20 protein-coding genes are annotated in these 24,265 nt (G+C 70.6%); 9 read left to right on the forward strand and 11 right to left on the reverse strand.

Annotated features, from left to right (window positions below):
* Window positions 1–8: 8 nt before the first annotated feature.
* Complete coding sequence (locus ACIPY8_RS07745) at window positions 9–2,051, reverse strand: TPM domain-containing protein (RefSeq protein ID WP_400816689.1); 2,043 nt, start codon at window positions 2,049–2,051, stop codon at window positions 9–11.
* A gap of 122 nt (window positions 2,052–2,173) precedes the next feature.
* Between ACIPY8_RS07745 and ACIPY8_RS07750 the strand changes: the two genes are divergently transcribed.
* The 5 genes from ACIPY8_RS07750 to ACIPY8_RS07770 are packed head-to-tail and all read left to right on the forward strand — an operon-like array spanning window position 2,174 to window position 6,205.
* The gene (locus ACIPY8_RS07750; RefSeq protein ID WP_400816691.1) at window positions 2,174–3,013 is read left to right on the forward strand and encodes a DUF3097 domain-containing protein; all 840 of its coding nucleotides are present in this window, start codon (window positions 2,174–2,176) and stop codon (window positions 3,011–3,013) included.
* Between the two features lie 30 nt (window positions 3,014–3,043).
* A complete protein-coding gene (trmB, locus tag ACIPY8_RS07755) occupies window positions 3,044–3,769 on the forward strand; it encodes a tRNA (guanosine(46)-N7)-methyltransferase TrmB (protein WP_400816693.1) in 726 nt (241 codons plus the stop codon).
* Entirely contained in the window at window positions 3,766–4,659 is an 894-nt protein-coding gene (locus ACIPY8_RS07760; protein ID WP_400816695.1) for a CPBP family intramembrane glutamic endopeptidase, read from the forward strand. Before trmB ends, ACIPY8_RS07760 begins: the two co-directional genes overlap by 4 nt.
* Window positions 4,660–4,677: 18 nt before the next feature.
* Complete coding sequence (locus ACIPY8_RS07765) at window positions 4,678–5,070, forward strand: DUF1304 domain-containing protein (RefSeq protein ID WP_400816697.1); 393 nt, start codon at window positions 4,678–4,680, stop codon at window positions 5,068–5,070.
* 58 nt (window positions 5,071–5,128) lie between these two features.
* Window positions 5,129–6,205, forward strand: coding sequence for a DNA polymerase IV (locus ACIPY8_RS07770; RefSeq protein WP_400816699.1), 1,077 nt, complete (start codon window positions 5,129–5,131; stop codon window positions 6,203–6,205).
* Window positions 6,206–6,219: 14 nt separating this feature from the next.
* Here the strand turns inward: ACIPY8_RS07770 and ACIPY8_RS07775 are convergent, their stop codons facing one another.
* The 3 genes from ACIPY8_RS07775 to ACIPY8_RS07785 all read right to left on the reverse strand — a co-directional run bounded on the left by ACIPY8_RS07775 (window position 6,220) and on the right by ACIPY8_RS07785 (window position 11,570).
* Entirely contained in the window at window positions 6,220–6,621 is a 402-nt protein-coding gene (locus ACIPY8_RS07775; protein WP_400816701.1) for a RidA family protein, read from the reverse strand.
* A gap of 93 nt (window positions 6,622–6,714) precedes the next feature.
* The gene (locus tag ACIPY8_RS07780; protein WP_400816703.1) at window positions 6,715–9,312 is read right to left on the reverse strand and encodes a X2-like carbohydrate binding domain-containing protein; all 2,598 of its coding nucleotides are present in this window, start codon (window positions 9,310–9,312) and stop codon (window positions 6,715–6,717) included.
* 47 nt (window positions 9,313–9,359) lie between these two features.
* Entirely contained in the window at window positions 9,360–11,570 is a 2,211-nt protein-coding gene (locus tag ACIPY8_RS07785) for an alpha-galactosidase (protein ID WP_400816705.1), read from the reverse strand.
* A gap of 163 nt (window positions 11,571–11,733) precedes the next feature.
* Between ACIPY8_RS07785 and ACIPY8_RS07790 the strand changes: the two genes are divergently transcribed.
* Genes ACIPY8_RS07790 through ACIPY8_RS07800 form a run of 3 tightly spaced genes read left to right on the forward strand, consistent with a single transcriptional unit; the run spans window position 11,734 to window position 15,370 of the window.
* Window positions 11,734–12,708 carry an ABC transporter permease gene (locus ACIPY8_RS07790; RefSeq protein WP_400816707.1) on the forward strand — a complete coding sequence of 325 codons (975 nt, stop codon included), beginning with the start codon at window positions 11,734–11,736 and terminating at the stop codon, window positions 12,706–12,708.
* On the forward strand, window positions 12,705–13,682 hold the full coding sequence (locus tag ACIPY8_RS07795; protein ID WP_400816709.1) for a carbohydrate ABC transporter permease: 978 nt from the start codon (window positions 12,705–12,707) through the stop codon (window positions 13,680–13,682). The genes ACIPY8_RS07790 and ACIPY8_RS07795 overlap by 4 nt, the downstream gene beginning before the upstream one ends.
* 59 nt (window positions 13,683–13,741) lie before the next feature.
* Window positions 13,742–15,370 (forward strand): extracellular solute-binding protein, encoded by a 1,629-nt coding sequence (locus tag ACIPY8_RS07800; protein WP_400816711.1) that lies wholly within the window; start codon window positions 13,742–13,744, stop codon window positions 15,368–15,370.
* Between the two features lie 110 nt (window positions 15,371–15,480).
* Here the strand turns inward: ACIPY8_RS07800 and ACIPY8_RS07805 are convergent, their stop codons facing one another.
* The 7 genes from ACIPY8_RS07805 to ACIPY8_RS07835 form a co-directional block, all read right to left on the reverse strand.
* Window positions 15,481–16,647 (reverse strand): ROK family protein, encoded by a 1,167-nt coding sequence (locus ACIPY8_RS07805; RefSeq protein ID WP_400816713.1) that lies wholly within the window; start codon window positions 16,645–16,647, stop codon window positions 15,481–15,483.
* A 22-nt stretch (window positions 16,648–16,669) separates the two neighbouring features.
* Window positions 16,670–17,653 (reverse strand): acetylxylan esterase, encoded by a 984-nt coding sequence (locus tag ACIPY8_RS07810; protein WP_400816715.1) that lies wholly within the window; start codon window positions 17,651–17,653, stop codon window positions 16,670–16,672.
* Window positions 17,643–20,105: a glycosyl hydrolase family 95 catalytic domain-containing protein gene (locus ACIPY8_RS07815; RefSeq protein ID WP_400816717.1), complete on the reverse strand. Its 2,463-nt coding sequence runs from the start codon at window positions 20,103–20,105 to the stop codon at window positions 17,643–17,645. Before ACIPY8_RS07815 ends, ACIPY8_RS07810 begins: the two co-directional genes overlap by 11 nt.
* 91 nt (window positions 20,106–20,196) lie before the next feature.
* Window positions 20,197–21,174, reverse strand: coding sequence for a zinc-binding dehydrogenase (locus ACIPY8_RS07820; protein ID WP_400816719.1), 978 nt, complete (start codon window positions 21,172–21,174; stop codon window positions 20,197–20,199).
* A gap of 65 nt (window positions 21,175–21,239) precedes the next feature.
* Window positions 21,240–21,662, reverse strand: a complete 423-nt coding sequence (locus tag ACIPY8_RS07825) for an organic hydroperoxide resistance protein (protein WP_400816721.1) — start codon at window positions 21,660–21,662, stop codon at window positions 21,240–21,242.
* 26 nt (window positions 21,663–21,688) lie between these two features.
* A complete protein-coding gene (locus ACIPY8_RS07830) occupies window positions 21,689–22,153 on the reverse strand; it encodes a MarR family winged helix-turn-helix transcriptional regulator (protein ID WP_400816723.1) in 465 nt (154 codons plus the stop codon).
* A 59-nt stretch (window positions 22,154–22,212) separates the two neighbouring features.
* Window positions 22,213–23,613: a threonine/serine exporter ThrE family protein gene (locus ACIPY8_RS07835; protein ID WP_400816725.1), complete on the reverse strand. Its 1,401-nt coding sequence runs from the start codon at window positions 23,611–23,613 to the stop codon at window positions 22,213–22,215.
* Window positions 23,614–23,716: 103 nt separating this feature from the next.
* Here ACIPY8_RS07835 and ACIPY8_RS07840 point away from each other — a divergent pair, with 103 nt between their 5' ends.
* On the forward strand, window positions 23,717–24,235 hold the full coding sequence (locus ACIPY8_RS07840) for a CGNR zinc finger domain-containing protein (protein WP_400816727.1): 519 nt from the start codon (window positions 23,717–23,719) through the stop codon (window positions 24,233–24,235).
* Window positions 24,236–24,265 lie beyond the last annotated feature (30 nt).

The following is a 24,265-nucleotide window of genomic DNA, read 5'->3' on the forward strand; positions in this document are numbered from 1 at the left end:
TGCGAGGTTCAGAAGCGTCGACCTCCCGAACGGCCGCTGCGGCCGCTGGACCGGCTGCCGCCCCCGCCGCCGAAGCCGGAGCTGCGGAACCCGCCGCCCCCGCTCGAGCGCCAGCTGCTGCTGCGGCGCGTGGAGCCGCCGCCTCCGCCGCCGGACAGGAGGCCACCGATGATGCCGCCGAGGATGTCTCCGCCGAGGCCGGATCCGCCGCCCGACGATCCTCCGAAGATGCCCCCTCCGCCCCAGCCATCGTCCTCGTAGCGGCTCGGGTTCATGGCCGAGACGTCGGCCTGCGCGGACGACGTGGCCTGTCGCGCGAGGTCGAGTGCCCGACCCGCTTCGGTCAGCGCGGCTTCGGGGTTCGAGGACCGCAGGTTCAGCGCCTGTGTCAGCGTGGCCTCGGCCTGCGAGAGGCGGGTGCGCGCGGTCGAGCCGACCGTGCCGCGGCGGGTCTCGATGTACTCGCGCGCCGCGCGGATCTCGGACTCGGCCTGCGCGAGGGTCTGGTCGAGCATCTGCTGCGCACGACGGCTGCGCTCCACCGCGGCCGTGCCCTGCGCGATCGCCGCATCGATCTGGGTGTTCGCCGCCGTGAGCGCGTCGAGCACGCGCTGCGGACTGCGGGCGGTGCCGGACAGTCCGGCCTGCGCGACCTGCAGCTGCTGGGCGGTGGCAGACACGACGCCGGCGATCGTACCCGAGGTGTCGGGGATCTGCTGCGCGGTCGCGATGTCGCCCTTCAGCTCGGCGACAAGGGTCTGTGCCTGGGACTCGATTCCGGCGAGTTCGCCGCCGAGGTCGGTGATGGCCTTCACGAGCTGTGCAGCCTGGGCCACGGACTGCTCGGCCGTGCGGATCGCGAACGCCGCCTCGCCCGAGCGACCGGAGGCGATCGCCTGAGCGGCACCCTCGATCGAACGGTCGGCGAGGGCGGCGCGCTCGGCCGCCTGCGCGGGGTTGTCGGTGACGGTACTGAGGGCGCTCTGGTCGTACGTGGCGGCGAGCCCGGAGAGAGCGGCCGAGGCACCGGCCAGCACGGGTTCCAGGGCTGCGCGCTCGCCGCGCACGCGCTCGAGCTCCTGCGGCGCGTTCTGCTCGAGCTTGCGGAGGGCGTCGAACGCCTCGGTGTTGTCGTCGAGCACGTCGTCGATCTCGTCGCACAGCTGAATGATGCGGATGTGCCAGGCGCGGCGATCCTGCACCGTGTCCTCGATCTCGTCGTCGAGCCTCTGCTTGAGGTCGAACGCCTCCGACATCTTGGCCTTGGCCGTCTCGACGGCGCCGCTGAACTCGGCGGTCGCGGCCTCACCGAACTGCGCGACCGCGAACCCGAGCTCCTCGCGGCTCGACGTGATGGCGTCGTCGGCCTGCACGAGCGCGGCACCGGCCTGGGTCTGCACCTGCTCGTCGGTCAGGGTCGAGAACGGGTCGTTCGGGTCGGGCTTTTCGGGCATCGCACCGCGCGCGCGGATCGCGGCGTTGCGACGCGAGCGGCGGACGATCGCGACGACGAGCCACACCAACAGGGCCAGCACCACGATCCCGACGACGATGAGCGTCGCGCGCAGCGCCCCCGCGCCGCCGTCGCCCTGCATCTCGTCGGCGGCGAGGATGACCGCGCCGCTCCAGTCGCTGTCGCGCATCTGCGGGAGGATCCGGTCTTCGATCTCATCGAGCTTGCCATCGCTCAGAGGTCCGTCGGCTGCGGCCGAGATGTAGTAGCTCCGCCCTTCGACCGCCACGGCGAGGAGATACTGCTCGGAACCGAGGTTGTTGTTCTCGGCGACCGTGTCCGCCCACTGCGCGTTGTCGGTCGGAGAGGTGAAGTCGTCGACGAAGACGACGAACAATTCGATCGACGCCGATTCGCTCAGGGTCTCCAGCCTGTCCTCGACCGCCTGCTTCTCGGTCGGGTTGAGCACGCCCGCATCGTCGGTCACATACCCGGAGTCGAGCGTGACGGGATCCGTGGCATGCGCCGCCGGGGCGGCGAGCGTCCCGAACGCCGCGGCCAGCGCCAGCGCGGCCGCTCCGAGCAACCGTGTCTTCATCGCGTTCCCTCCGACCGGCAGCCGAGCCCCATGGCACGAGTCTATGCACTGAGTCCGACACGCGACAGCCTCCGGCGGGGGTTGGCCGTTCGCCCTCAGCGGAGACACATACGCTGGAGGGCATGGATGACAGGTACGGATCGGATGTGCTCGCATCGGGCTGGCGGCAGCGCGGTGTGAAGCCGATTCCCGAGGTCGCGGCCGAGCTCGACCTGGTGGTCGAGGTCGCGGCCGACGGCTACTGCGGCGCCGTCACGCGCGTGCAGGGCGGCAACGTCGAGCTCGAGGATCGTCTCGGACGCAAGCGCCTGTTCCCGCTCGGCGGCGGTTTCCTGATCGACGGTTCGGCTGTGCGTCTGACCCCGCCCGCCGCGAAGAAGCAGAGCACGGGGCGCACGGCATCCGGGTCCTTCGCCGTCGCCGACCAGCGCGCACGGATCGCGCTGCCCAGCCGCATTCTCGTCGAGGGGCGTCACGACGCCGAGCTCGTCGAGAAGGTGTGGGGAGCCGACCTGCGGGTCGAGGGCGTCGTCGTCGAGTACCTGCAAGGCGTCGACCTGCTCGACGAGCTCCTGGAGGAGCAGCCGCCGAGCGCCACCCGTCGCTACGGCGTGCTCGTCGATCACCTGGTCCCCGGGTCGAAGGAGTCGCGGATCGCGGAGGCCGTCGCTCGAGGGCCGCACGGCCGCCACGTGAAGATGGTCGGCCACCCGTTCGTCGACGTATGGCAGTGCGTGACCCCGCGCGCTCTGGGCATCGCGAAGTGGCCGGAGATCCCGCGGGGGATCGACTGGAAGACGGGCATCTGCCGGGCGTTCGGCTGGCCGCACGAGACTCAGGCCGACACCGCACGGGCATGGCAGCACATCCTGTCGAAAGTGCACACCTACCGCGACCTCGAGCCGTCGTTGCTCGGTCGCGTCGAGGAGCTCATCGACTTCGTGACCGCTCCGGCATCCTGAGCGCGCTCGAGCGCCGACTACCCTGGAGTCATGCCCGAACCCCGCACCTTCCGTGACGAACCGGTGTCCTTCGTGCGCCGCAGCGGGCGGATGTCCGATGCGCAGGAGCGCGCCTTCGAGGAGCTCGGCCCGCACTACCTGCTCGACGTGCCGCGCGACGTCGCCTGGACCTCGGTGCACCCCGAGGCACGCCTCGATCCCGCCGTCGAGTACGGCCGCGACGCCGACCTGTTCGTCGAGATCGGCTCGGGCCAAGGGCACGCGATCGTGTCGGCCGCCGCATCCCGTCCCGACGACGACTTCCTCGCGGTGGAGGTCTTCCGCGCGGGGCTCGCGCGCACCATGCTCGACGCCGACCGCGAGGGGGCGCGCAACCTGCGCGTGATCGAGGCGAACGCGCCCGAGGTGCTGTCGTCGTACCTGCCCGAGGGCGCCGCGGGCGAGATCTGGATCTTCTTCTCCGATCCGTGGCACAAGAAGAAGCACACCAAGCGCCGGCTGATCCGCCCCGGATTCGGCGCCACGGCGGCGCGAGCGCTGCGCGACGGCGGTCTGCTGCGTCTCGCGACCGACTGGGAGGACTACGCGCTGCAGATGCGCGAGGTGTTCGACGCCGAGCCCGACTTCGAGCGCGCATTCGAGGGGGAGTGGGCCGAGCGCTTCGAGGGCCGCGTCATGACCGCGTTCGAGCGCAAGGGCCTCGCGAAGGGCCGCGACATCCGCGACCTCGTGTACCGGCGGAAGCCCCGCGCGTGACGACCGTCCGCGCCGAGACGACCGTCTGGCCGGGGATCGCCCCCGCCGTGCTCGTGTGCCTCGCGGCGCCGGCCTTCTTCGTGCTCGAGACGCCGTGGCTGGGGTGGGCTCTGCTGGCCCTCGGCATCCTGTCGGCGTGGCTCGTGGAGCGGAACCGGCCGCGCGTTCCCGATGCGGTCGTGAGCGTGGGGTCCCGCCGCGAGACGGCGCGGGTGATCGGCGTGAGCCGGCAGCCCTCGCTCACCCGGGACCTGTCGCTGATCGCGCTGGGGATGCTCGTCGTGAGCGTGATCCCGCTCGCGGCCGAGCTCGACGACCTCGCGATGCTCCGCTTCACGCTCGCGCTCGGCGGGGCCGTCGCGGTGCCGTATCTGGTGTCGCGCTTCGTGTACCGCGACCGCGCGATCAGCTTCCCGTGGCGCGGCCATCGGCGCTGGGGTCGTCTGCAGTGGGGCTGGCTCGCCGCCGTGCTGGTGCTCGGGTGGCTGATCCTGCCGTTCTACTTCATCACGAGCGGCGTCTACCAGAACTGGCCCGTGGTCGACACGCCCGACCTGATCGCCCGGCTGTTCGTCGGCGTCGGCGCCGTGGGCATCTGGGACGAGCTGTTCTTCATCTGCACGGTCTTCGCGCTGCTGCGGCGACACTTCCCCGACATGCTCGCGAACGCCCTGCAGGCGATCGTGTTCGTGTCGTTCCTGTGGGAGCTCGGATACCGCGCCTGGGGTCCTGTCCTCACGATCCCGTTCGCCCTTCTGCAGGGGTTCATCTTCCTGCGCACGCACTCGCTCGCGTACGTCGTCACTGTGCACCTGCTGTTCGACGCGGTGGTGTTCGCGGTGCTCGTGCACGCGCACAATCCGGGGCTGCTGCCGATCTTCCTCGTCTGAGGTCGGTACGATCGAGCCATGCTCATCGCCGGTCTCGTCCTCGCCGCGGCGGCTGCCGCATTCCACGTCTTCATCTTCGCGCTCGAGTCGCTCAAGTGGACCGAGCCCGAGACGCGCAGGATCTTCGGCGTCGCGAGCGAGGCGGATGCCGTGACGATGAAGCAGCTCGCCTTCAACCAGGGCTTCTACAACCTGTTCCTCGCCCTCTCCGTGCTGCTCGGCATCGGCCTCACGATCGTCGGCGCGCCCACCGTCGGGCTCACGCTCGTTTTCGCCGGCGCCGGCATGATGGTCGCCGCGGCTCTCGTGCTCGTGCTCTCGGACCGCACCAAGCTCCGCGCCGCCGCGATGCAGGGCACGCTGCCGCTCCTCGCCGTGGTCGTGACCGCGATCGGCGTCTCCCTGGGCTGAATCGCCGTCTCTCGCGGGAGGGGGTGACATCCCCGCCGCGACAGGTCACACTCGTGGCATGGCCTCCTGGGTGCTGCACGTGGACATGGACCAGTTCATCGCGGCCGTCGAGGTGCTGCGGAGACCCGAGCTCGTGGGGCTTCCCGTCATCGTGGGCGGACGGGGCGACACCACGGAGCGCGCCGTCGTGTCGACCGCGTCGTACGAGGCGCGGGAGTTCGGGATCGGCTCGGGGATGCCGCTGAAGATCGCGGCGCGCAAGGCCCCCGAGAACGCCGTCTTCCTCCCCGTCGACCACGAGGCGTACGAGTCGGCCTCGGCCGAGGTCATGTCCGCCCTCCGAGCACTGCCGGGAGTCGTCCTGGAGGTCATCGGGTGGGACGAGTGCTTCCTCGGCGTGACGACCGACGATCCCGAGCGCGTCGCACGGATCGTCCAGTCGGCCGTGCTCGAGGCGACGGGGCTGCACTGCTCGGTCGGCATCGGCGACAACAAGGTGCGCGCGAAGATCGCGACCGAGTTCGGCAAGCCGCGCGGGGTGTTCCGGCTCACAGCCGACAACTGGTTCGAGATCATGGGGGAGCGACCCACGCGCGACCTCTGGGGCGTGGGCCCGAAGGTGCAGAAGCGTCTCGCCGGGCTGGGCGTCGACACGGTACGCCGGCTCGCCGACGCCGACGGGGATGCGCTGATCGCGGAGTTCGGACCGCGGATGGGCGTCTGGTATCGCGACCTGGGGGCGGGGATCGGGCCGGCGACGGTCGACGACACCCCCTGGGTGGCGCGCAGCCACAGCCGGGAGACGACCTTCCCCGAGAACCTCACGGCCGCGGAGCAGGTCGACGCGGCGCTGCGCGAGCTGGCGGGCCGCGCCTTCGACGACTGCGCCGCGGAGGGCAGGCCCGTCGTGCGGGTGCATCTCAAGGTGCGGTACGCGCCGTTCGAGACGAAGACGTTCGGGCGCAAGCTCGCCGCTCCCACGGACCGCCGTGACGACGTGATCGAGGCGGCCTCGGCACTGGGCCGTACGCTGGACCCGTCTCGCGAGGTGCGGTTGCTCGGCGTCCGGGCGGAGATGACGATGCCCGACGGCGGCGACACGGCGGAGCGGACCCCGGTGCGCGGACGCATCTAGTCGGACGACTCACGTCACTCGCGCAGGACGGCCGCGATCGCGCTGACCTCGATCGACGCGCCCGGCACCGCGAGTGCGGCGACGAGCGCCGTGGTGACGAGCGGGGGCGCGCCGTCGCGTGCCAGCAGCGGCGCGACGGCACCGTAGGCGGCGCGCACGTCGGCGTCCTGCTTCAGGAAGATCGTCCACGCGATGACGTCGTCGAGGGTCGCGCCGGCGGATTCGAGGGCCGTGCGAGCGTTCTCGACGGCCCGGCGGGACTGCTCCGCGGCATCCGTCGAGACGATCGCTCCGGTCTCGTCGACGCCGTTCTGGCCGCCGACGTGGATGGTCGTGGCCCCCGGAGGGACGACGGCCACATGGCTGAAAGCGGGACTGACGACCAGGCCCGCCGGTTGGAGGAGTTCGATGTCCATGCCCGCAGTGTGCTCCGGGGGTCGGACATCCGCGGATGTCCCCGGGCGCACGGAAGCGGGGCGGACCCGTGGACCCGCCCCGCCTCCGTGTGCTCAGCCCGCCTTCTTGACCGTGTACGAGAAGACGTCGGAGCGCAGCACGTCGCCCGAGGTCTTCACGATCTCGATCGTGTGCGCCTTGTCCTTGAGACCGGTCGTCGCGAACAGCTCCTGACCGGTCAGCCTCGTGGCGGCATGCGTGTCCACCGTGGCGACCTTGGTGCCGTCGAGGTAGACGTCGACCGTCCCCTGATCCGGTGCCTTCGGTCCGATCCACGACACCGCCGTGCCCCGGAACGCGAACGAGACGCGATCCCCGTCGGCGACCGTGGCGTGCACGTCGCCCAGGTGGTCGCCGGTGAAGGAGAAGTCGAGCGTCGCCTCGCCGACCGGGAGCGTCGCCAGGAAGGCGGACGACAGCGTGACCGTGGAGCCGGACACGGTGTAGTCGCTGCCGCTCTCCAGCGCTTCGCCGCCGAGACCGATCGATGCGAGCGCGCTCGGATCACGGAGGACGTCCACCGAGATGTCGGCGGGAGCAGCCTTGTTGAAGGCGCCCGAGGTCGTGCTCAGCTGGCTGTCGAGCGTGACGACCAGCTTGTCGAGGAGCATGAACGATCCGGACTTCTTCACCGCGCGGAAGGTGTGGCTGCCACTCGGCAGATCGCTCACGCTGTACACGACCTGCTGCGACAGACGCCCGTCACCCGGGGCGCGGTAGGTGCTGACGGTGTCGACGAGCTGGCCGTCGAGGTAGATCTCGACGTCGCCCTGCGACTCGTGCAGCTCGGTCACGTACTGGATGCCGGTGCCCTGGAACGTGTGCTCGAACGCGGCGCCGTTGGCTTCGGCGTAGTGCACGTCGTCGCCGTGGTCGCCGAGGCCGCGGTTGTTGCTGTACCCCCAGGAGCCGCTGTACGCGATGCGGGAGTCGTCGTCGTTGAGCGTCACCGTGAGTCCGGTGTCCGGGGGAGTCGGCGTCCCTCCGCCGGGGGTATCGGTGACCGCGACCGTGAACGGCTGCGAGGTCGCCGGCACCTCGTAGCCGCCGTTGCGCGACCAGTCGCCGTCGTAGGAGACGCGGAGCGCGTCGTCGTTCACGGTCACGACGGACTGCTTGCCCGGGGTGACCTTGAGCAGGCGCACGCCGTGGATCGGCACGCTCTCGGCCGTGAAGCTCCCGTCCGCGGTGCCGAGGTTCTTTCCCGCCCAGAGGTCCCGGACCTTCGCCGACCCGGCGAGGCCGATGTCGGACCAGTTCACGGTGATGTCGGCGTCCGTCCGCCCGAGGTTGTACAGGGCGACCGTGTAGGTGCCGTCGGCGTTCAGGGCGTACCAGACCTGCTGCTTCGTCGCCGTGGAGACGGGGCGGGCCGGGACACCCGCCTGGTTGACCGCGATGACCTCCTTGTTCGTGAGCAGCTCGAGCCCGTAGGAGTCGAGGTCGGTGAGGTCGTTGCCGAGGTAGAACGGTGCGGCCGCGGTGGCCCACAGCGTCGCCGCGGTGCGTCGCTCATCCTTCGTGAGGCCGTCCATCTTCCCGTTGCCGACGTTGAGGGAGTCGAGATCGTTCCACCCGGCGGGTCCGCCGTGACGCCACCAGTCGGACAGCCGCGGGAACAGTCGGGCGACGTTCTCCCACGTGGTGAGCGCCTCGTCGCCGCAGTAGCACTCGACGTCCCAGTCCACGCGCCAGCCGTCGGCGTACTGCTTCCAGTAGTCGGCGTACTCGATGTCGACCGCCCACGACAGCTCGAACCAGATGTCGTTGCGCTTCAGGGCCTGCGACCAGGCCGCGACCTCTTCGCGCGCATCCATCGACAGGTCGCTCACGCCCGAGCCCGGGGTGACGCTGTCGAACTTGATGAAGTCGATGCCCCATTCGCCGAGCAGGTCGGCGATCGAGTCGATGTACTTCGTGGTGCAGGGGTTGTCGAAGTCGAGGCGGTAGCCGAAGCCCCAGTAGTCGCCCTGCTGCAGCGGCTGCTTGAGGAGGTTCTCGGTCGTGCATCCGGGGGCGCCGTGGATCGGCAGCGCCTTCTGCGCGGTCTCGAGGCTCATGCCGGGGATCAGGTAGAGGCCGACCTTCTGCCCGTTGCCGTGGATGTGGTCGATCACGGCGTCGAGGCCGTCGGGGTACAGGGTCGCGCTGGGGATCGGCCGACCGTACTCGTCCTGCCCGCCGTTCCAGCCGGCGTCGATGTTGATGTACTCGTAGCCGTACTGCTGGAGCGTCGAGTGCATCGCGTCGGACTGCGCGATGATCTGGTCGGCCGTGATCCACTGACCGCCGGAGTGCACCTGCATGCTGTAGCTGCTCCAGCCCATGTAGGGGCCGCCGCTCGACAGCGGGGAGATGCCCGAGTCGCGCGGCGCGGGCGTCCGGGCTTCACGTGCTCCGTCCGCCGGGGGCGTCGCCTCGGTGCTCGGCTCCGACGAGGGCACCGGTGTCGCGGTGCCGTCGTCGGGCGACGTCGTCTCGACCGGCTCGGGGATCGGCGTCTCGGCCGGAGCCGAGGTCTCGGGGGACGGGGTGGGCGGCGGTGTGGACTCCGCCCACCCCGCTGTCGGCGCGAGGCCGAGGGCGAGCGCTGTCACGGCGAGTGCCGCGGTGACGGACGCCGCTCGTCGGCGGGATCGATGGTGCTTCATGGTGTTCCTCTCTGTCGACTTCTCTGTCGGGGGATGGGGAGGAGGGGTCAGTGCTCCGTGCGACGGATGTCGAGGAGCAGGGCCTGCTGGGGATTGAGGGTCGGCATCGGGAGACCCGCGTCCGCGAGCACCGCACCGGGGACGCGGATCGCCCGGTCGACGGCGGCGGCGGACACCCAGGCGGGGTCGTCGCCCTGATGCCGGCTGGCGGGGCCGAGATCCTCGCGGACCCGGACGGTGTACGTCTCCGCGGGATCGAGGCCGGGGATGCGGACGCGACCCGCTTGGCCGGCGGCCGAGGTCGCGGTGCGAACCCAGGTGAACAGCGCGGCCGAGCCGTCCTGCGCCACGACCCCGGACAGCGTGGTCGCGGGGTCCGCGAGATCGGCGTTCACGATGCGGCCCGTGTGCACCAGCGGGCGGAACTCCCGGTACAGCTGCGCCCAGCGGCGGATCACGGCGAGTTCGGCGTCGTCGACTGCGGTGAGGTCCTGCTCGATGCCCGCATGGGCCAGCAGCGCCGTCGTGAGACGGAAGGACAGGTCGGTGACCCGGGACGTGGTGTGCGAACGCGCGGCGCCGAGGTGCGACCCGATGAGCTCGGGGGGCACGAGCGCGCGCGTCCAGCGCTCGATCTGCGTGCGCTCGACCGGATCGTTGCAGTCGGACGCCCAGACGCGGTCGGTGTGGTCGAGGATGCCGAGGTCGATGCGGCCGCCGCCGCCGGAGCACGTCTCGATCTCGAGGCCCGGATGCCGGTCGCGCAGGTCGTCGAGCAGCCGGTACAGCGCCCTGGTCTGGCGGTGGACGCTGGGGCGGTCGCCGTCGGTCCCGCGGCTGACGGCCTCGAGCAGGTCGCGATTGTGGTCCCACTTGAGATAGTCGATCGCGTACTCGCTGACGAGGGCGTCGATGCGTTCGAGCAGGAACTCGTAGGCCTCGGGTCGGGCGATGTCCAGGACGTACTGGGAGCGCGCAGCCGGGCCGAGACCCTCGGCGGGGCCGAGCACCCAGTCCGGATGGCTGCGGGCGAGGTCGGAGTCGAGGTTGACCATCTCCGGCTCGAACCACAGACCGAACTGCATGCCATGGGCGCGGACGAGATCGACGAGGGGAGCGAGCCCGTCCGGCCACACGTCCTCGTCGACGTACCAGTCGCCGAGGCCCGCGTCGGCTTCGCGCCGCCCCCGGAACCAGCCGTCGTCCAGCACGACCCGCTCGACGCCGACGTCGGCGGCCCGTTCGACGAGCGCTCCGAGCCGATCGAGGTCGTGGTCGAAGTACACGGCCTCCCACGTGTTGAGGACGAGAGGCCGGGGCGTCGTCGGATGGCCGGCGCGTGCGCGGAGCCGGCGGTGGAACCGATCGGTCACGGCGTCGAGCCCGCGGTCCGACCACGCGAAGAGCGCGGTGGGGGCCTCGTAGCGGTCGCCGTCGCGGAGCACGATCTCGCCGGAGTGCAGCGACTCGCCGGCGCCGAGGACGGACGACGCCGCACCGGCGCCCTCGGGCAGACGCTCGGCGAGGTAGCGCTGGTCTCCGCTCCACGCCAGGTGCACGGCCCACACCTCGCCCTGGCCGAAGCCGAATCCGGCGGTGCCGACGGCGAACAGGAACGGCGAGTCGTGCCCGGACTTGCCGCGTCGCGCGTCGCGGAGGTGCGTGCCGAACCCGAGCGGGGACCGCTGCGGGGAGCGCTCGCGGCACCACTTGCCCGTGAAGTCGAGGATCTCGGTCGCGCGCTCGGGGACGCCGAGCAGCGGGAGGACGCCGTCGAGCGTGTACGGCAGGGACCCGGCGCGAGGGCTCAGCGCGGCATCGCGCGTCACCGCGACCTCGACCGAGAGGACGCCGTGGGCGTCGAGGCCGTAGCGAAGCTCCGTCCGGAGTCCTGCGACGGCATCCTCGAAGTCCAGGAGGATCCGTCCACCGCGGTCGTCGCCGTCGCGCTCGACGCGGTGACTCACGAGGTGGGGGCGCGGGGTCGTGGCGACGCCCTGCGCGTTCCCGGCCAGGGCGGGGGTGCCCGACCAGCCCTCGTACTCCGAGGGGAGGACCGAGAAGGCGCGGGGCGCGTCGGGGGAGTTGTTGAGCTGTGCGGGGCCGGCGGTGAGAACGAGCGCGTCGGCGACGTCCGCGGACACCGGTCCGAGGTCCGCGCCCCAGTGCAGGACACGCGGGACCGGGCGGGTGAGTTCGAGGATGAAGGATGCGCCCGAGGCGCGGAGTGCGACGAGGTCGTCGGCACGGGAAGTCATGGCTGAGACCCTCCGATAGTTACTTGACATCGTCAATAAACCACGTTCGGAAGTGGGGCGCAAGCATCCGGGAGAATTCGATGCGGGGAGAACTGCCCGTTTACATTTCCGTCGCGTCGTGGTTTTATTACGTCGTAAAGTAACTCTGCCCCGGGAGGGCGACATGAAGCTCAGTGCTGAGCAGGCACTCTCCGCGGAGGTCTCGACGTCGAGTCCCCGCCGCGCGACCAGACGGTCGCGATTCGCGCGCAGCCTGCGCCGATACTGGCAGCTCTACCTGCTGCTGCTGATCCCCGTGATCTGGTTCGTGGTGTTCCGCTACGTGCCGATGGCGAACGCCGTCATCGCGTTCAAGAACTACAACCCGATCGACGGCGTGTGGGGGAGCCCCTGGGTCGGTGTCGACAACTTCGCGGCGCTCTTCCGCAACCCGGTGTTCCCCCGCCTCGTCGGCAACACCTTCATCCTCGCGGCCTACACCCTCATCGCGAGCTTCCCGCTGCCGATCATCCTCGCTCTCGCCCTCAACGAGGTGCGGCTGCGGTTCTTCTCCCGCACCGTGCAGCTCGTCACGTATGCGCCCTACTTCATCTCCACGGTCGTGGTCGTGTCGATGACGATCCTCCTCCTGTCGCCGCGCGTCGGCCTGCTCGGTCGGACGTTCAGCTTCTTCGGCGCCGGGCAGGTCGACCTCCTCGCCGACGCCGACTTCTTCCGGCACATCTACGTCGCCACCGACATCTGGACGACCACCGGCTACTCGGCGGTGATCTATCTCGCGGCTCTCGCCTCGGTGGACACCTCGCTCTACGAGGCCGCGAAGATCGACGGCGCCTCGCGGCTGCAGAAGATCTGGAACGTCGACATCCCCGCCCTGCTTCCGACGGCCTCCATCATCCTGATCCTCGGCGTGGGCAACATCATGGCGATCGGGTTCGAGAAGGCCTTCCTGTTGCAGAACGCCCTCAATCTGTCGACGTCGGAGATCATCCCGACGTACGTGTACAAGACAGGCATCCTGAACGCGAACTTCAGTCTCGGAGCGACGATCGGGTTGTTCAACGCCGTGATCAGCCTCGTGCTGCTGCTGGTCGTGAACACGGTGTCCAAGCGAGTGACGGGGAACGGACTGTGGTGACCACGATCGACACCGAGGCGCTCCTCACCGAGGAGATCGTCGTCGCGAAGAACAAGAGGCCTCGCCATCGGCGCGACCCGCTCCGCCGCGGCGTCAAGGTCAAGGAGACCAGGGCCGACCGCGTGTTCGTCATCGCGGCCTACATCCTGCTCTCGGTCTTCCTCCTCGTCGTGCTGCTGCCCCTGCTGAACATCGTCGCGAGCTCGCTGTCGAGTCCGCAGGCCGTGTCGTCGGGCCGGGTCCTCTTCTGGCCGGTGGACTTCACGTTCCGGGGGTACGCGGAGGCGCTCGGCAACCCGGCCATCCTCCGGGGGTTCGGCAACTCGATCTTCTACACGGTCGCCGGCACGCTCATCAGCGTCGTGGGCACGATCGCCGTCGCCTATCCGCTCTCGAGGACGCAGCTCTTCGGTCGCAAGGTCATCACGGGCGGCGTCGTCTTCACGATGCTCTTCAGCGGCGGCGTCATCCCGATGTACCTGGTCGTGCAGTCTCTGGGACTCCTGGACACCCGCTGGTCGATGCTGCTGCCGAACGCGATCGGCGTATGGCAGGTCATCATCGCGATCGTGTACTTCCGTTCGGCGGTCCCGGACGAGGTCTACGAGGCCGCGCAGCTCGACGGCGCCTCGGAGCTGCGCATCCTGTGGACCGTCGTGCTCCCGCTCGCGAAGCCGCTGATCGCGGTGATCGCGCTCATGTACGCGATCATGCAGTGGAACTCCTACTTCGACGCCCTGCTGTACCTGCGCGACGCCGACCTGCAGCCCCTGCAGCTCGTGCTCCGGGGGCTTCTCATCCTCAACGACTCGGGAGGAGGCGGCGATGTCGCGGAGCAGCTGCGCCGCCGCGAGCTCGCCGATCTGCTGCGGTACTCGACCGTCGTGATCGCGACCATCCCGATGCTCGTGGCGTACCCGTTCGTCGCGAAGTACTTCAGCAAGGGGATCATGGTCGGCGCCGTCAAGGGCTGACCTTCCCCTCCACAGACCCACCACAACACCCCATCAACCGGGCAAAGGAGATTCCGGCAATGAGACACAGCATCATCCGAGGAGCAGCCGCCGTCGGCGTGCTCGCACTGGCGACGGGCGCGCTCGCCGCCTGCACGTCGGCGAGCGACGACGACGGCAGCCTCGTGGCGTTCGGTCCGCAGGGCGACAACGGCTCGCTCGAGGACAACGCGTTCACGCAACTGCTCGAGAAGAAGTTCGACATCGACTTCTCGTGGCAGACCACGACCTACGACGGCAGCGTCGCCGGCGAGAAGCGCCAGGTCTCGCTCGCGAGCGGCGACTATCCCGACGCGTACTTCCTCGTGCCGTGGGTCGACGCGTTCTCGCGCAGCGAGGTCCTCAAATACGGCCAGCAGGGCGTGCTCGTCCCCCTCGAAGACCTCATCGACGAGTACGCGCCGAACCTCAAGGAGCGCTTCGATGAGAAGCCCGACTGGAAGCAGTCGGTCACCGCTCCCGACGGCCACATCTACGCGATCACCCAGTGGACCGAGTGCTTCCACTGCAGCTACCCCTCCAAGCTGTGGATGAACACCACCTGGCTCGACAACCTCGGGCTGTCGCAGCCGACCACGACCGAGGAGCTGCGGGAGGTCCTGCGCGCGTTCAAGAACGACGATCCGAACGGCAACGGCCAGGCCGACGAGGTGCCGCTCAGCGCCTCGGCGTCCGAGCCCGTGATCAACTACTTCATGAACGCGTTCGCGTACGCGCCGTACGGCAGCCCGTCGAGCCCCCCGCCCATGGTCATGGACGACGGGAAGGTCGAGATCTCGGCGATGTCCGACGGATGGCGCGCGGGGCTGCAGTACATCGCGTCCCTCGCGGACGAGGGTCTGATCGACACCGCGGCGTTCACGCAGAACGGCAACGCGCTGCGGGCGCTCGGGGACAACGCAGACGCCGAGATCCTCGGTGCGGCCGCGGTGCTGCACCCGTACGAGATCGTCACGGCCGACTCGCCCGACGGTCGCGACACGCACTACGACGCGGTGCCGCCGGTGAAGGGGCCGGACGGCACGCAGTTCGCCACCTACCGGTCGCCGGTGAGCCCCCTCGGCATGTTCGCCCTGACGAACAAGTCGACCGAGGAGGAGCGCATCAAGGCGATCAAGGTCATCGACTACCTGGTGACCGACGAGGGCGATCGCCTGGGAGCGATGGGCCCGGAGGGCGAGGCCTGGGTTCCGGCGGAGGAGGGCGACCTCGCGCTCGACCCCGAGCTCGAGCCGAGCTTCAAGCCCCTCACGTACGACGAGACCTCCAACGCCTCGTGGCGCTCGATGGGCCAGTACTGGGACTCGCTGGAGTACCGCAACTCGCAGGTCGTGCCGGAGGACGTCTACAGCCCGGACGGCTACGAGCGCCGTCTGCTCGAGGCGACGCAGCTCTACGAGCCGTACGCGCCGGACGAGGACCTGCTGTTCCCGGACGCGAAGCTGTGGCCGAACCCCGACACGTCGGCGGAGATCGCCGAGCTGCAGACGAACATCGCGACCTACATCACGCAGGCGCAGGCGGAGTTCGTCGCCGGACAGCGCGACGTCGACGACGATGCGACGTGGCAGTCCTACCTCGACGACCTCGCAGGTCTGGGGGTCGAGCGCTACCTGGAGCTCCAGCAGGAGCTGTACGACGCGCTCTGAGCGGGACGCGCGGCAGAAGCGCGGGACGGGTCCTCCGTCCCGCGCTTCTTCGTGCGTGAGCGACGTGCGCGAGCGACGTGCGCCGCAGATCGCGACGCGACGGGCGCGGCTCAGCGCACGAGGGCCTGGATGGCCGTCGCCGCGGATCCGCGGGCCCAGTCCTCGAACGTGTGCGGCCGGGTGACGATCCGGGCACGCACCGCCGTGCCGAAGGCGTGGGCCTCGAACGCGTCGCGCAGCGTCTTCTCGAACAGGTCGAAGTTCGACACGCCCTCGCCGCCGATGATGACGACCTCGGGACCCGTGAGGTTCACGAGGGTCGCGATCGCGGTGCCGATGAGCCGCGCCGCCTCGCGGAAGGCCCGATCGGCGTCCGGGTCGCCGGCATGGGCGAGGGCGACGGCTTCGGCGATCGCCACCGGGCGTCCGAGGGCGAGGGAGACCGCCGATTCGATCGCCGACGTCGACGCGGCCGCCTCGACGCATCCGCGTCGGCCGCACGGGCAGACGAGGGCGGGGTCGGCGAGCGGCAGATGGCCGATCTCGCCCGAGACCCCGAACGCACCGCTCACGACCTCGCCGTTGAGATGCAGACCGCTGCCGATGCCGCGGCCGATCGTCACGATCGCGAACGACGCGGTGCCGAGGCCGACTCCGAACCAGTGTTCGCCGATCGTCAGGGCGTGCACGTCGTTCTCGACCGTCGCGGGCCAGGGCAGCCGCTCCTGGAGGAGATCGCCGAGAGGCACGTCGGCCCAGCCCATGAGGTTCGACTCGCGCACGATCCCGGTGGAGCTGTCGACGTCGCCGGAGACCGACACGCCGATGCCCGCGACCGCGACGGCCCGGTCGCCCAGCGCGCGCTCGAGCGAGGCGACGACGTCGACGATCGCGTCGATCACCGTGTGCGGATCGTCCGCGGGAAGGGCATGCCGCTCGCTCGCGAGGATCGAGGTGGCGAGGTCGGTGGCGACCGCGATGATCTCGTCGGCGTTGACCTTCACGCCGATCATGACCATCGACTCCCGCACGATCGACACGGGACTCACGGGGCGGCCGGGAGTGCCGTCCCTGTGCGAGGCGGGTGGTGCGTCGACGAGGCCGGCGGCGACGAGCGGAGCGACCGCCTTCGTGACGGCGGCCTGCGACAGGCCCGTCTGCCGGGCGATGTCGATCCTGCTGATGGGGCTGCGCGTGAGGATCGTCTCAAAGACCCGCGAACCGGCGTCGGACGCCGAGCGGATGAGCGTGGTGCGCGCGGCGGTGTCGTGATCCATCAGATCCTTCGGTTCGTGTCGGCTATCGTAGCGAATCGGTCCCCGAGGCGGCGGGAGCCCGCGCCGCGAGGTGCTCGGCGGCGAACGCGAGCGCGTTCTCCTCGTCGAGGTCTCCTCCCGCCTCGTGGCCGTTGTGCGGCCAGAGCACGACGGTCGACGTGCCACCGTAGGCGGTGAAGGCGGGAAGGACGGTCTCCGGTGGGGCGATGCCGTCGATCATCCCCGTGCTGAGGAGCGCGGGCGCCGTCGCCCGCTTCGCATGGTTCACCCCGTCGAAGTACCGGAGCGTGTCGAGGGCGGCGGCCGCGTCGCCGCGTCGATCGGCGAGGTACTGCGTCAGGAGGGAGTAGGGATGCTCCGTGCTCAGCGTCGCCGCGCGATCGAGCTCGCACAGGAAGGGCGCCTGCACGATGGCGGCGGCGATGTCCGGGACCAGGCCGGCGATCGCGAGCGCGATGCCCCCGCCCTGGCTCGCGCCGACCACGCCCACGCGCCCAGGATCGACGAGATCCAGTGACCGCAGCGCGTCGACCGCGCGCACCGCGTCCGCGTACACCCGCCGGTAGTAGTACTCGTAGGGCGACCGCAGGCCGCGGGTGAGGAACCCGCCCGCGGAGGGTCCGCCGTCGGCGTGGTCGTCGTCGGTGTCGCCGTGACCCTGTCCGCGCGCGTCGACCACGAGGTGCGCGTATCCCGCGGCCGCCCAGCGCAGGTCGCGCAGCGCGTGACCGCGGCCGTTGCCGTAGCCGAAGAACTGCACGAGGCCGGGGAGCGGCGCGGCGGAGCCCTGCGGCACGCGCAGCCACGCACGGATCGGGGTGCCTCCGAAGCCGCGGAACGTCACGTCGAACACGTCGATCTGCGTGAGGCGAGTCGGATGCGGCGCGACGGCGACGTCGAGCGGAAGACTGCGCGTCTCGGCGATCGTCTCGGCCCAGAAGGCGTCGAAATCCTCGGGCTCGGTCTGCGTGGTCGGCACGTCGACCGTCGTGACGTCACCGTGCATGCGGAGCCTCCGCGGGGGTGGAGGGCGCGGCGACCGGTACGGTCGCGCTGCCGGCGGGCGGAACGTCGATGCGCACGGTGCCCCCGTCCGTCGTCACATCGACCGCACGGGGCATGGAGCCGGGGTTGTGCAGCACGGCCGCGGAGACGTGTCCGTCCTGCCACGCGAGGTCGAGCCGAAGTCCGGTGCGCACCGCGATGCCGTGCACTTCGCCGCGCGGCCACGACGCGGGGAGTGCGGGCAGGAGACGCAGCGCGCCTCCATGGCTCTGCACCAGCATCTCGGTGATGGCCGCGGGGAAGCCGAGGTTCCCGTCGATCTGGAACGGGGGATGCGTGCTGAAGAGGTTGGGCAGCAGCCCGCCCCACTCGGACCCGTCGACCGGACCGTGCCTCGTCGCGTCCCCGTCGAAGGGCGTCAGCGCCTCCGCGAGCAACGCGGCGGCGATGTCACCCTGTCCCGCACGGGCGCGCAGGGCGATCTTCCATGCCCACGACCACCCCATGGCGCCGGGACCTCGGGCGTCGAGCAGCGCGACCGCGGCGTCGAAGAGCTCGGGCGTGCCCTCGCGCGTGACGATGTCGAGCGGGTGCAGGCCGATCACGGGCGAGAGATGGCGGTGCAGCGGCTCGTGCTCGACCACGTCGGCCGACCATTCGAGGAGCCGCCCGTCGGCGCCGATGCCGAGGGGCGCGAGGCGCTCCAGAGCCGCGCGGACCTCCGCCTCGAGCGCGTCGTCGAGATCGAGGTCGTCGATCGCGACGAGGGCGCGCGCGAACAGCGCACGGATGAGGCTGAGGTCGGACGCCGAGGTGAGACCGAGCGCCGTGGGTCGCCCGTCCGGTGCGAGGTAGGAGTTCTCGGGAGAGGTGGAGGGCGCTGTGCGCAGTGCACCGTCGGGGTCGACGACGAGCCAGTCGAGGCAGAACTCCACGGCTCCGCGCAGCAGCGGCCAGAGGCGTGTGCGCAGCAGGTCCCGGTCCCCGCCGATCTCGTACGCGTCCCACAGCGTGTGAGTGAGCCAGACGCCGCCCATCATCCAGATCGCCCAGCTCGCCGCACCGCGTCCGTCGCCGACCGGGAGGCTCCACCCCCATACGTCGCTGTTGTGGTGCGCGACCCAGCCGCGGGCCCCGTAGAGGCGCCGAGCGACGTCCGATCCGGAGCGGGCGAGACGTTCCACCAGGGCGATGAGGGGCTCGATCGCGTCGGGGGCGAGCAGCAGCGGCGCCGCCCAGTAGTTCATCTCGGTGTTGATGTTGATCGTGTAGTTCGACGACCAGGCCGGCCTCAGCTCGGCGTTCCAGATGCCCTGGAGGTTCGCCGGGGGACTGCCCGCCCGCGAACAGGAGGCCAGGAGGTACTGGCCGTACTCGGCCGCGACCGTGGCGCGCAGCAGCGGGTCGTCGCCGCGGAGCACATCCCGTTCGACGCTCCAGGCGCCGTGACGCCGACTGCCGATCGCGAACCGCGCATGAGTCGTCCGTCGCCGATCCGCGACGTGCTCGCCGAGAAGCTGGGCGGCGGGGCGCGCGGATGCGGCCCCCGCTCGTCCTCGGGCGCGGTCCCGGATCGCCTCGCGTGAGGCGGTCCGCCAGTCCCCGTCGGCGTCGGCCCACCACGACTCGGCGCGCGACGATGTGGACAGGGCGATCAGCAGGCGGCGGGCTCTGCGGACGGCGAGGCGGCCGGGAGCGGCCTCGATCTCGCCGTCGGTGTCGACGCCGGCCGCGATGACCGCGAAGGCGTCGTATTCCTCGTCCCCCTCGGCATAGCGCAGTGGGGGGTCGACCGTGGTCTCGTGCAGAGGCGCGCCGTCGATCGGCGCCTGCACGTCGAGGATCAGGGCGTCCGTGGCGGCGACGGGGGTTCCGCGCAGAGGCGTGGACACGTCGAGCACGGCGTCGAATGCGGTGTCGCCGGTGATCTCGACGATCAGCGCCTGCGCCGGCGCGGACACCCAGGAGCGCCTCTGCAGACGGCCGTCGCGGAGGTGCAGGACCTCATCGAGCGTCGCGGTGTCGAGGTCGAGCGTCCGCGCCGGGACGGCGGGTCGCGCTCCGGGGATGTCGACGTGCAGGTCGCCGAGCGGCAGGAACGCCTGCGAGTACGGGCCCTCGAACGCCATGAGGAGGTCCTCGGCGTGGCGCACGTCTCCCGTGTCGAGTGCCGCGCGCACGGCGGCGAGGCGCTCGGGACCCGCCCCCCGCGCCCGCACGGCGTCCAGGGCGCGCCTGGGTCCGTCCGGAGTGCCCGACCACACCGTGGAGTCGTTCAGCTGGTACCGGGTGCGCGAGCCGCCGAAGACCATGGCGCCGATGCGTCCGTTCCCGAGCGGAACGGCTTCGTCCCAGCGGTCGGCCGGTTCGTCCCACGTGAGGCGCAGGGTATCGGTTGGACGCAGGGTGTCGGTTGTACGCAGGGTGTCGGTGGGGCGCAGGGTGTCGGTCATCGCACTCCGGTGTGATCGATGGGTCGTCGAGGGCACCGTCAGCGTAGGCGGGATTACTTGCCGATGTCAAGTAATCCCGCCGAGGGTGTGCTCAGAACTTCAGGAGCACCTTGCCGACGCGTCCGGCCGTGTCGCTGGCCAGGACCGCGTCACGGATGTCCGCGGCGTCGAACACCGCGGACACGGGCAGCGTGAGCGTGCCGTCCGTGAGGCGCTGGATCAGCTCGCCGAACAGCGCGCCGCGCGTCGCGGCATCCAGGGAGGGGATCACCTTGCTGCCCCAGAAACCCTTCACCACCGCTTGCTTGAAGATCACGTCCGAGGAGGCGATCTCCATGACCGGGGACTGCATGGCGCCGAACGCCACGAGCGTGCCCCCCTCGCCGAGCAGTGACAGGACGTCGCCGGCCGAGGTGCCGCCGACGGAGTCGACGCCGTACGCGACGTGCGCGCCGCCGGTGATCTCGGCGGCCCTGTCGCGCCAGTCCTCGGCATCCGTCGCCACGACGTGCTCGATGCCCTGCGCGCGCAGCTCGTCGACACCGGCCGCGCGTCGGACGAGTCCGAGCACGTTCACGCCGCGTGCGGCACCGAGCTGGGCGAGCATGCGGCCGACGGCGCCGTTCGCCGCGTTCTGCACGATCCAGTCGCCCTCTTTCGCGCCGAGGAACTCCAGCAGAGTGATCGTGCTGAAGGGCATGGACACGAGCTGCGATGCGGTCTCGTCGTCGATCGCCTCGGGGACGGGGATGAGTCCGGCGGCGTCGGCGACGACGTACTCGGCCCACGCGCCGAAGGTGCCGCCCGTGGCCACGCGCTGCCCGATGCTCAGGTTCTCGACACCCTCGCCGAGCGCGTCGACGATGCCCAGCGCCTCGGTGCCGGAGGCGGCAGGCAGATCCGGCACGAAGCCGTAGGTGCCGCGGACGGTCCAGAGATCGTGATTGTGGATGGGGGAGAGGACGATCTTCAGGCGGACCTGGCCGGGGCCGGGATCGGGCGTCGGACGCTCCTCGACCGCGAGGACCTCCTCGGGGGCGCCGAAGGACTGGTGGATGAGTGCGCGCATGGGTGTTCTCCTTGTGGGATGGGGCGTGCGTTCCGGTTCGGTACGGGTGCGGGAGGAGAGGCGGGTCAGTCGTCGGCGACCGTGATCGTGACCTCGATGTTGCCGCGGGTCGCGTTCGAGTACGGGCAGACCTGGTGGGCCGCGTCCGCGAGCGCCTGAGCCTCGTCGTGCGGCAGATCGGGGATCACGACCTCGAGCTCGACGGCCAGGCCGAAGCCGCCCTGACCGTTCGAGCCGATGTGCACGCGGGCGCCGACGGAGGTGTCCGCGATCGCGACCTTCTGCGTGCGCGCGACGGCCTGCAGCGCGGAGTGGAAGCAGGCGGCGTAACCGGCGGCGAAGAGCTGCTCGGGGTTCGCGCCGTCTCCGCTGCCGCCCATCGCCTTCGGGATGGCGAGGTCGAACGCGAGACCGCCGTCGGCGGTCACGACGCGACCGTCGCGTCCGGCTCCGGTGGCGAGGGCTTCGGCGGTGTACAGGGCATCCATCGTGAGGATTCCTTCCGGTGGGGCGGTCAGCGACCGCGGGTGGTCGGTGCGTGGTCGTCGGAGTCGGCGACGGTGTGCAGGAGTGCGGTGAGTGCGCGGAGCTCGGCGATGAGGCGGCGACGGTCCTCGTCGTCGGCCTTGCCGGCGAGTTCGGCCACTCGGGCATGCACGGGGGCGACCTCGGCGCGCAGTGCGACCCCCGCGTCCGTGAGCTGCACGATCACGACCCGCTCGTCGCCGGCGCGGCGGGTCCGGGCGACGTAGCCTGCCTGCTCGAGCCGGCGGACCAGCGGGGAGAGGGTGCCGGAGTCGAGCTGCATGGCGTCGCCGAGGGCGCTGATGCTCTGCTCGCCCTCGTTCCAGAGGATCGCGAGCACGAGGTACTGCGGATACGTGAGGCCCCAGGGCGCGAGGAGGGAGCGATACGCCTGCGTCGTAGCGCGGGCGGCGGAGTACAGCGAGAAGCACACCATCTCATCGGTCACGGCCATGAGAAAGATTGTGCACAACTTAGTTGTGCATCACCTGAATGGACGCCCTGCCGACGACTTCAGCGGCGGAGCCGCGCTCGGGTCTTCGTCACGCTGGACAGCGTCGCGCGCACGGGCGTGCCGAGGTAGAGGCCGAGAGAGGCCCCGGAAGCCAGACCGATCCCGATCACCGCGGCGTCGATGAGCGACCCGCCCGCGCCCACGACCCCGCTCGCCGTCCCGCCCGCGTGCACCATCTCGAGAAGCCCCTGGAAGACCGCCACGCCGGGGACGAGCGGCACGATCGCGGCCGTGGTCACCGCGACCGACGGCACGTGCAGGTTGTGCGCGATCAGCACGCCCACGAAGCTCGCCAGCAGCGCGCCGACCGCGCTCGCCGCTGCGGGGTGCAGGTTCACGGCGGTCGCGCCCAGGTAGCCCGCGATCGTGATGGCGCTGAGGAGCGCGCTCACGAGGATGATCCGCAGGCCCGCTCCGTTGAAGACCGCGACCGCGACCGCGATGATGACCGCGCCCGCGAACACGCCCAGCAGCGGTCCGAGCGGGGCGGGATCGTCGGGGAGGTCCATCGTGAAGCCCAGCAGCCCGCCGAGCTCCAGGCCGACGAGGATGCCGATCACCACGCCGAGCGTCTGCATCGTGAGGTCGAGGATGCGGCCTCCGGCCGTGAGCGCGAAGCCGTCGATCGCGTCCTGCGCCGCGCCGACGACCGTGAGACCGGCGAGCATGAGCACGATGCCCGAGGCGACGATGATGGACGGGCGGATGCCGACGAACGGCTCGATCCCGGCCGCGCCCAGCGCCGAGACCGCCACCGCCACGACGGTCGTGACGAACCCGCCCGCGATCTGGCTGAAGAACAGCGGCACCCGGATGCGCGCGAGACCGGCCTGGGTGAGCGCGGCGACGAGTGCGGCGAGGAAGGTCAGACCGACGATCACCGGCGAGGCGCCGAGCAGGATGCTCACGCCGACCGCGAGCAGGGCCCGGGCGACGATCACGACCGGCTGCTGGTAGCGGAACGGCAGCCGACGTATGGCCCGGAACGCGGTGCGCGCCGACTCCAGGTCGAGGCCGTCGGCGATGTCGGCGACGAGCGCCTGGACGCGCTGCAGCTTGGCGTGGTCGGGGGCGGCGACGCGCACCACGCGCACGAGTGTCTCGGGCCACACCTCGCCGCTCAGGTGGAACGACACGGTGATCGAGTTGTATGTCACGTCGACCTGCACACCGCGCAGACCGTAGGCCTCGCTCACGCGGATGATCGCGAGCGTGACCTCGTGCGCGGAGGCGCCGACCGCGAACATCGCCTCGCCGATCCGGGTCGCGAGGTCCAGCACGCGCGGGACCGTGCGCTCGTCGATGACCGGCATGATCTCGGTGTGCGCGACGCGCGACGGGTCGTTGTGCAGGATCCGCTGCATCGAGGCGAGCAGTCGCCGGCGGGAGTTCGGGGACATGCGTCCATTCTTCCGTGCGATGCCTCGTGCCGCGGAGACGCGCGGGCGACCTCGGAGATCCCGCACCCGTCGACGTCGGATGTCGTCGTGGTGTAATCGTTCAATGCTGTTCGCTCATGACAACATGCCCGGCGTGCATCTGTCGGCCGCCCTCGTGAACGCCGCCGTATCCGAGGTCGCCCGACCCGCGCTGGAGGCGCTCCTCGACGAGCACGGCATCCGGCGGCCGCAGCTCGACGTCGAGCAGGCGGCGCTCCTGCACGACTGGGCCGTACGTCTGCGCGCCGTCTTCGCGGCGGAGGACGTGGATGCCCGCACGGTCGCGGTCAACGCCCTGCTGACCGTCGGGACGACCGGCGTCTACCTCACGACCCATGACGGCCGTCGTCCGCATCTGCACTTCACACCGGAGGACGACGACGTCGTCGGGCGAGTGCGGGCCGTCACGGCGGGAGGGCTCGCGATCTTCACCGTCGAGTCGGAGGGAGAGCGCCTCGGCGCATGTCTGCGCGCCGGGTGCCGCGCCGTCTTCGTCGACACCAGCAGGAACGGCCGACGTCGCTACTGCTCCGCGCGCTGCGGCAACTACGACGCCGTGCACCGTCATCGCTCCCGGACGTGATGGCGGTACCTCCGACTGTCATGGTTGAAA

The organism is Microbacterium sp. NPDC089696, from assembly GCF_044749125.1.
GTDB lineage: Bacteria > Actinomycetota > Actinomycetes > Actinomycetales > Microbacteriaceae > Microbacterium.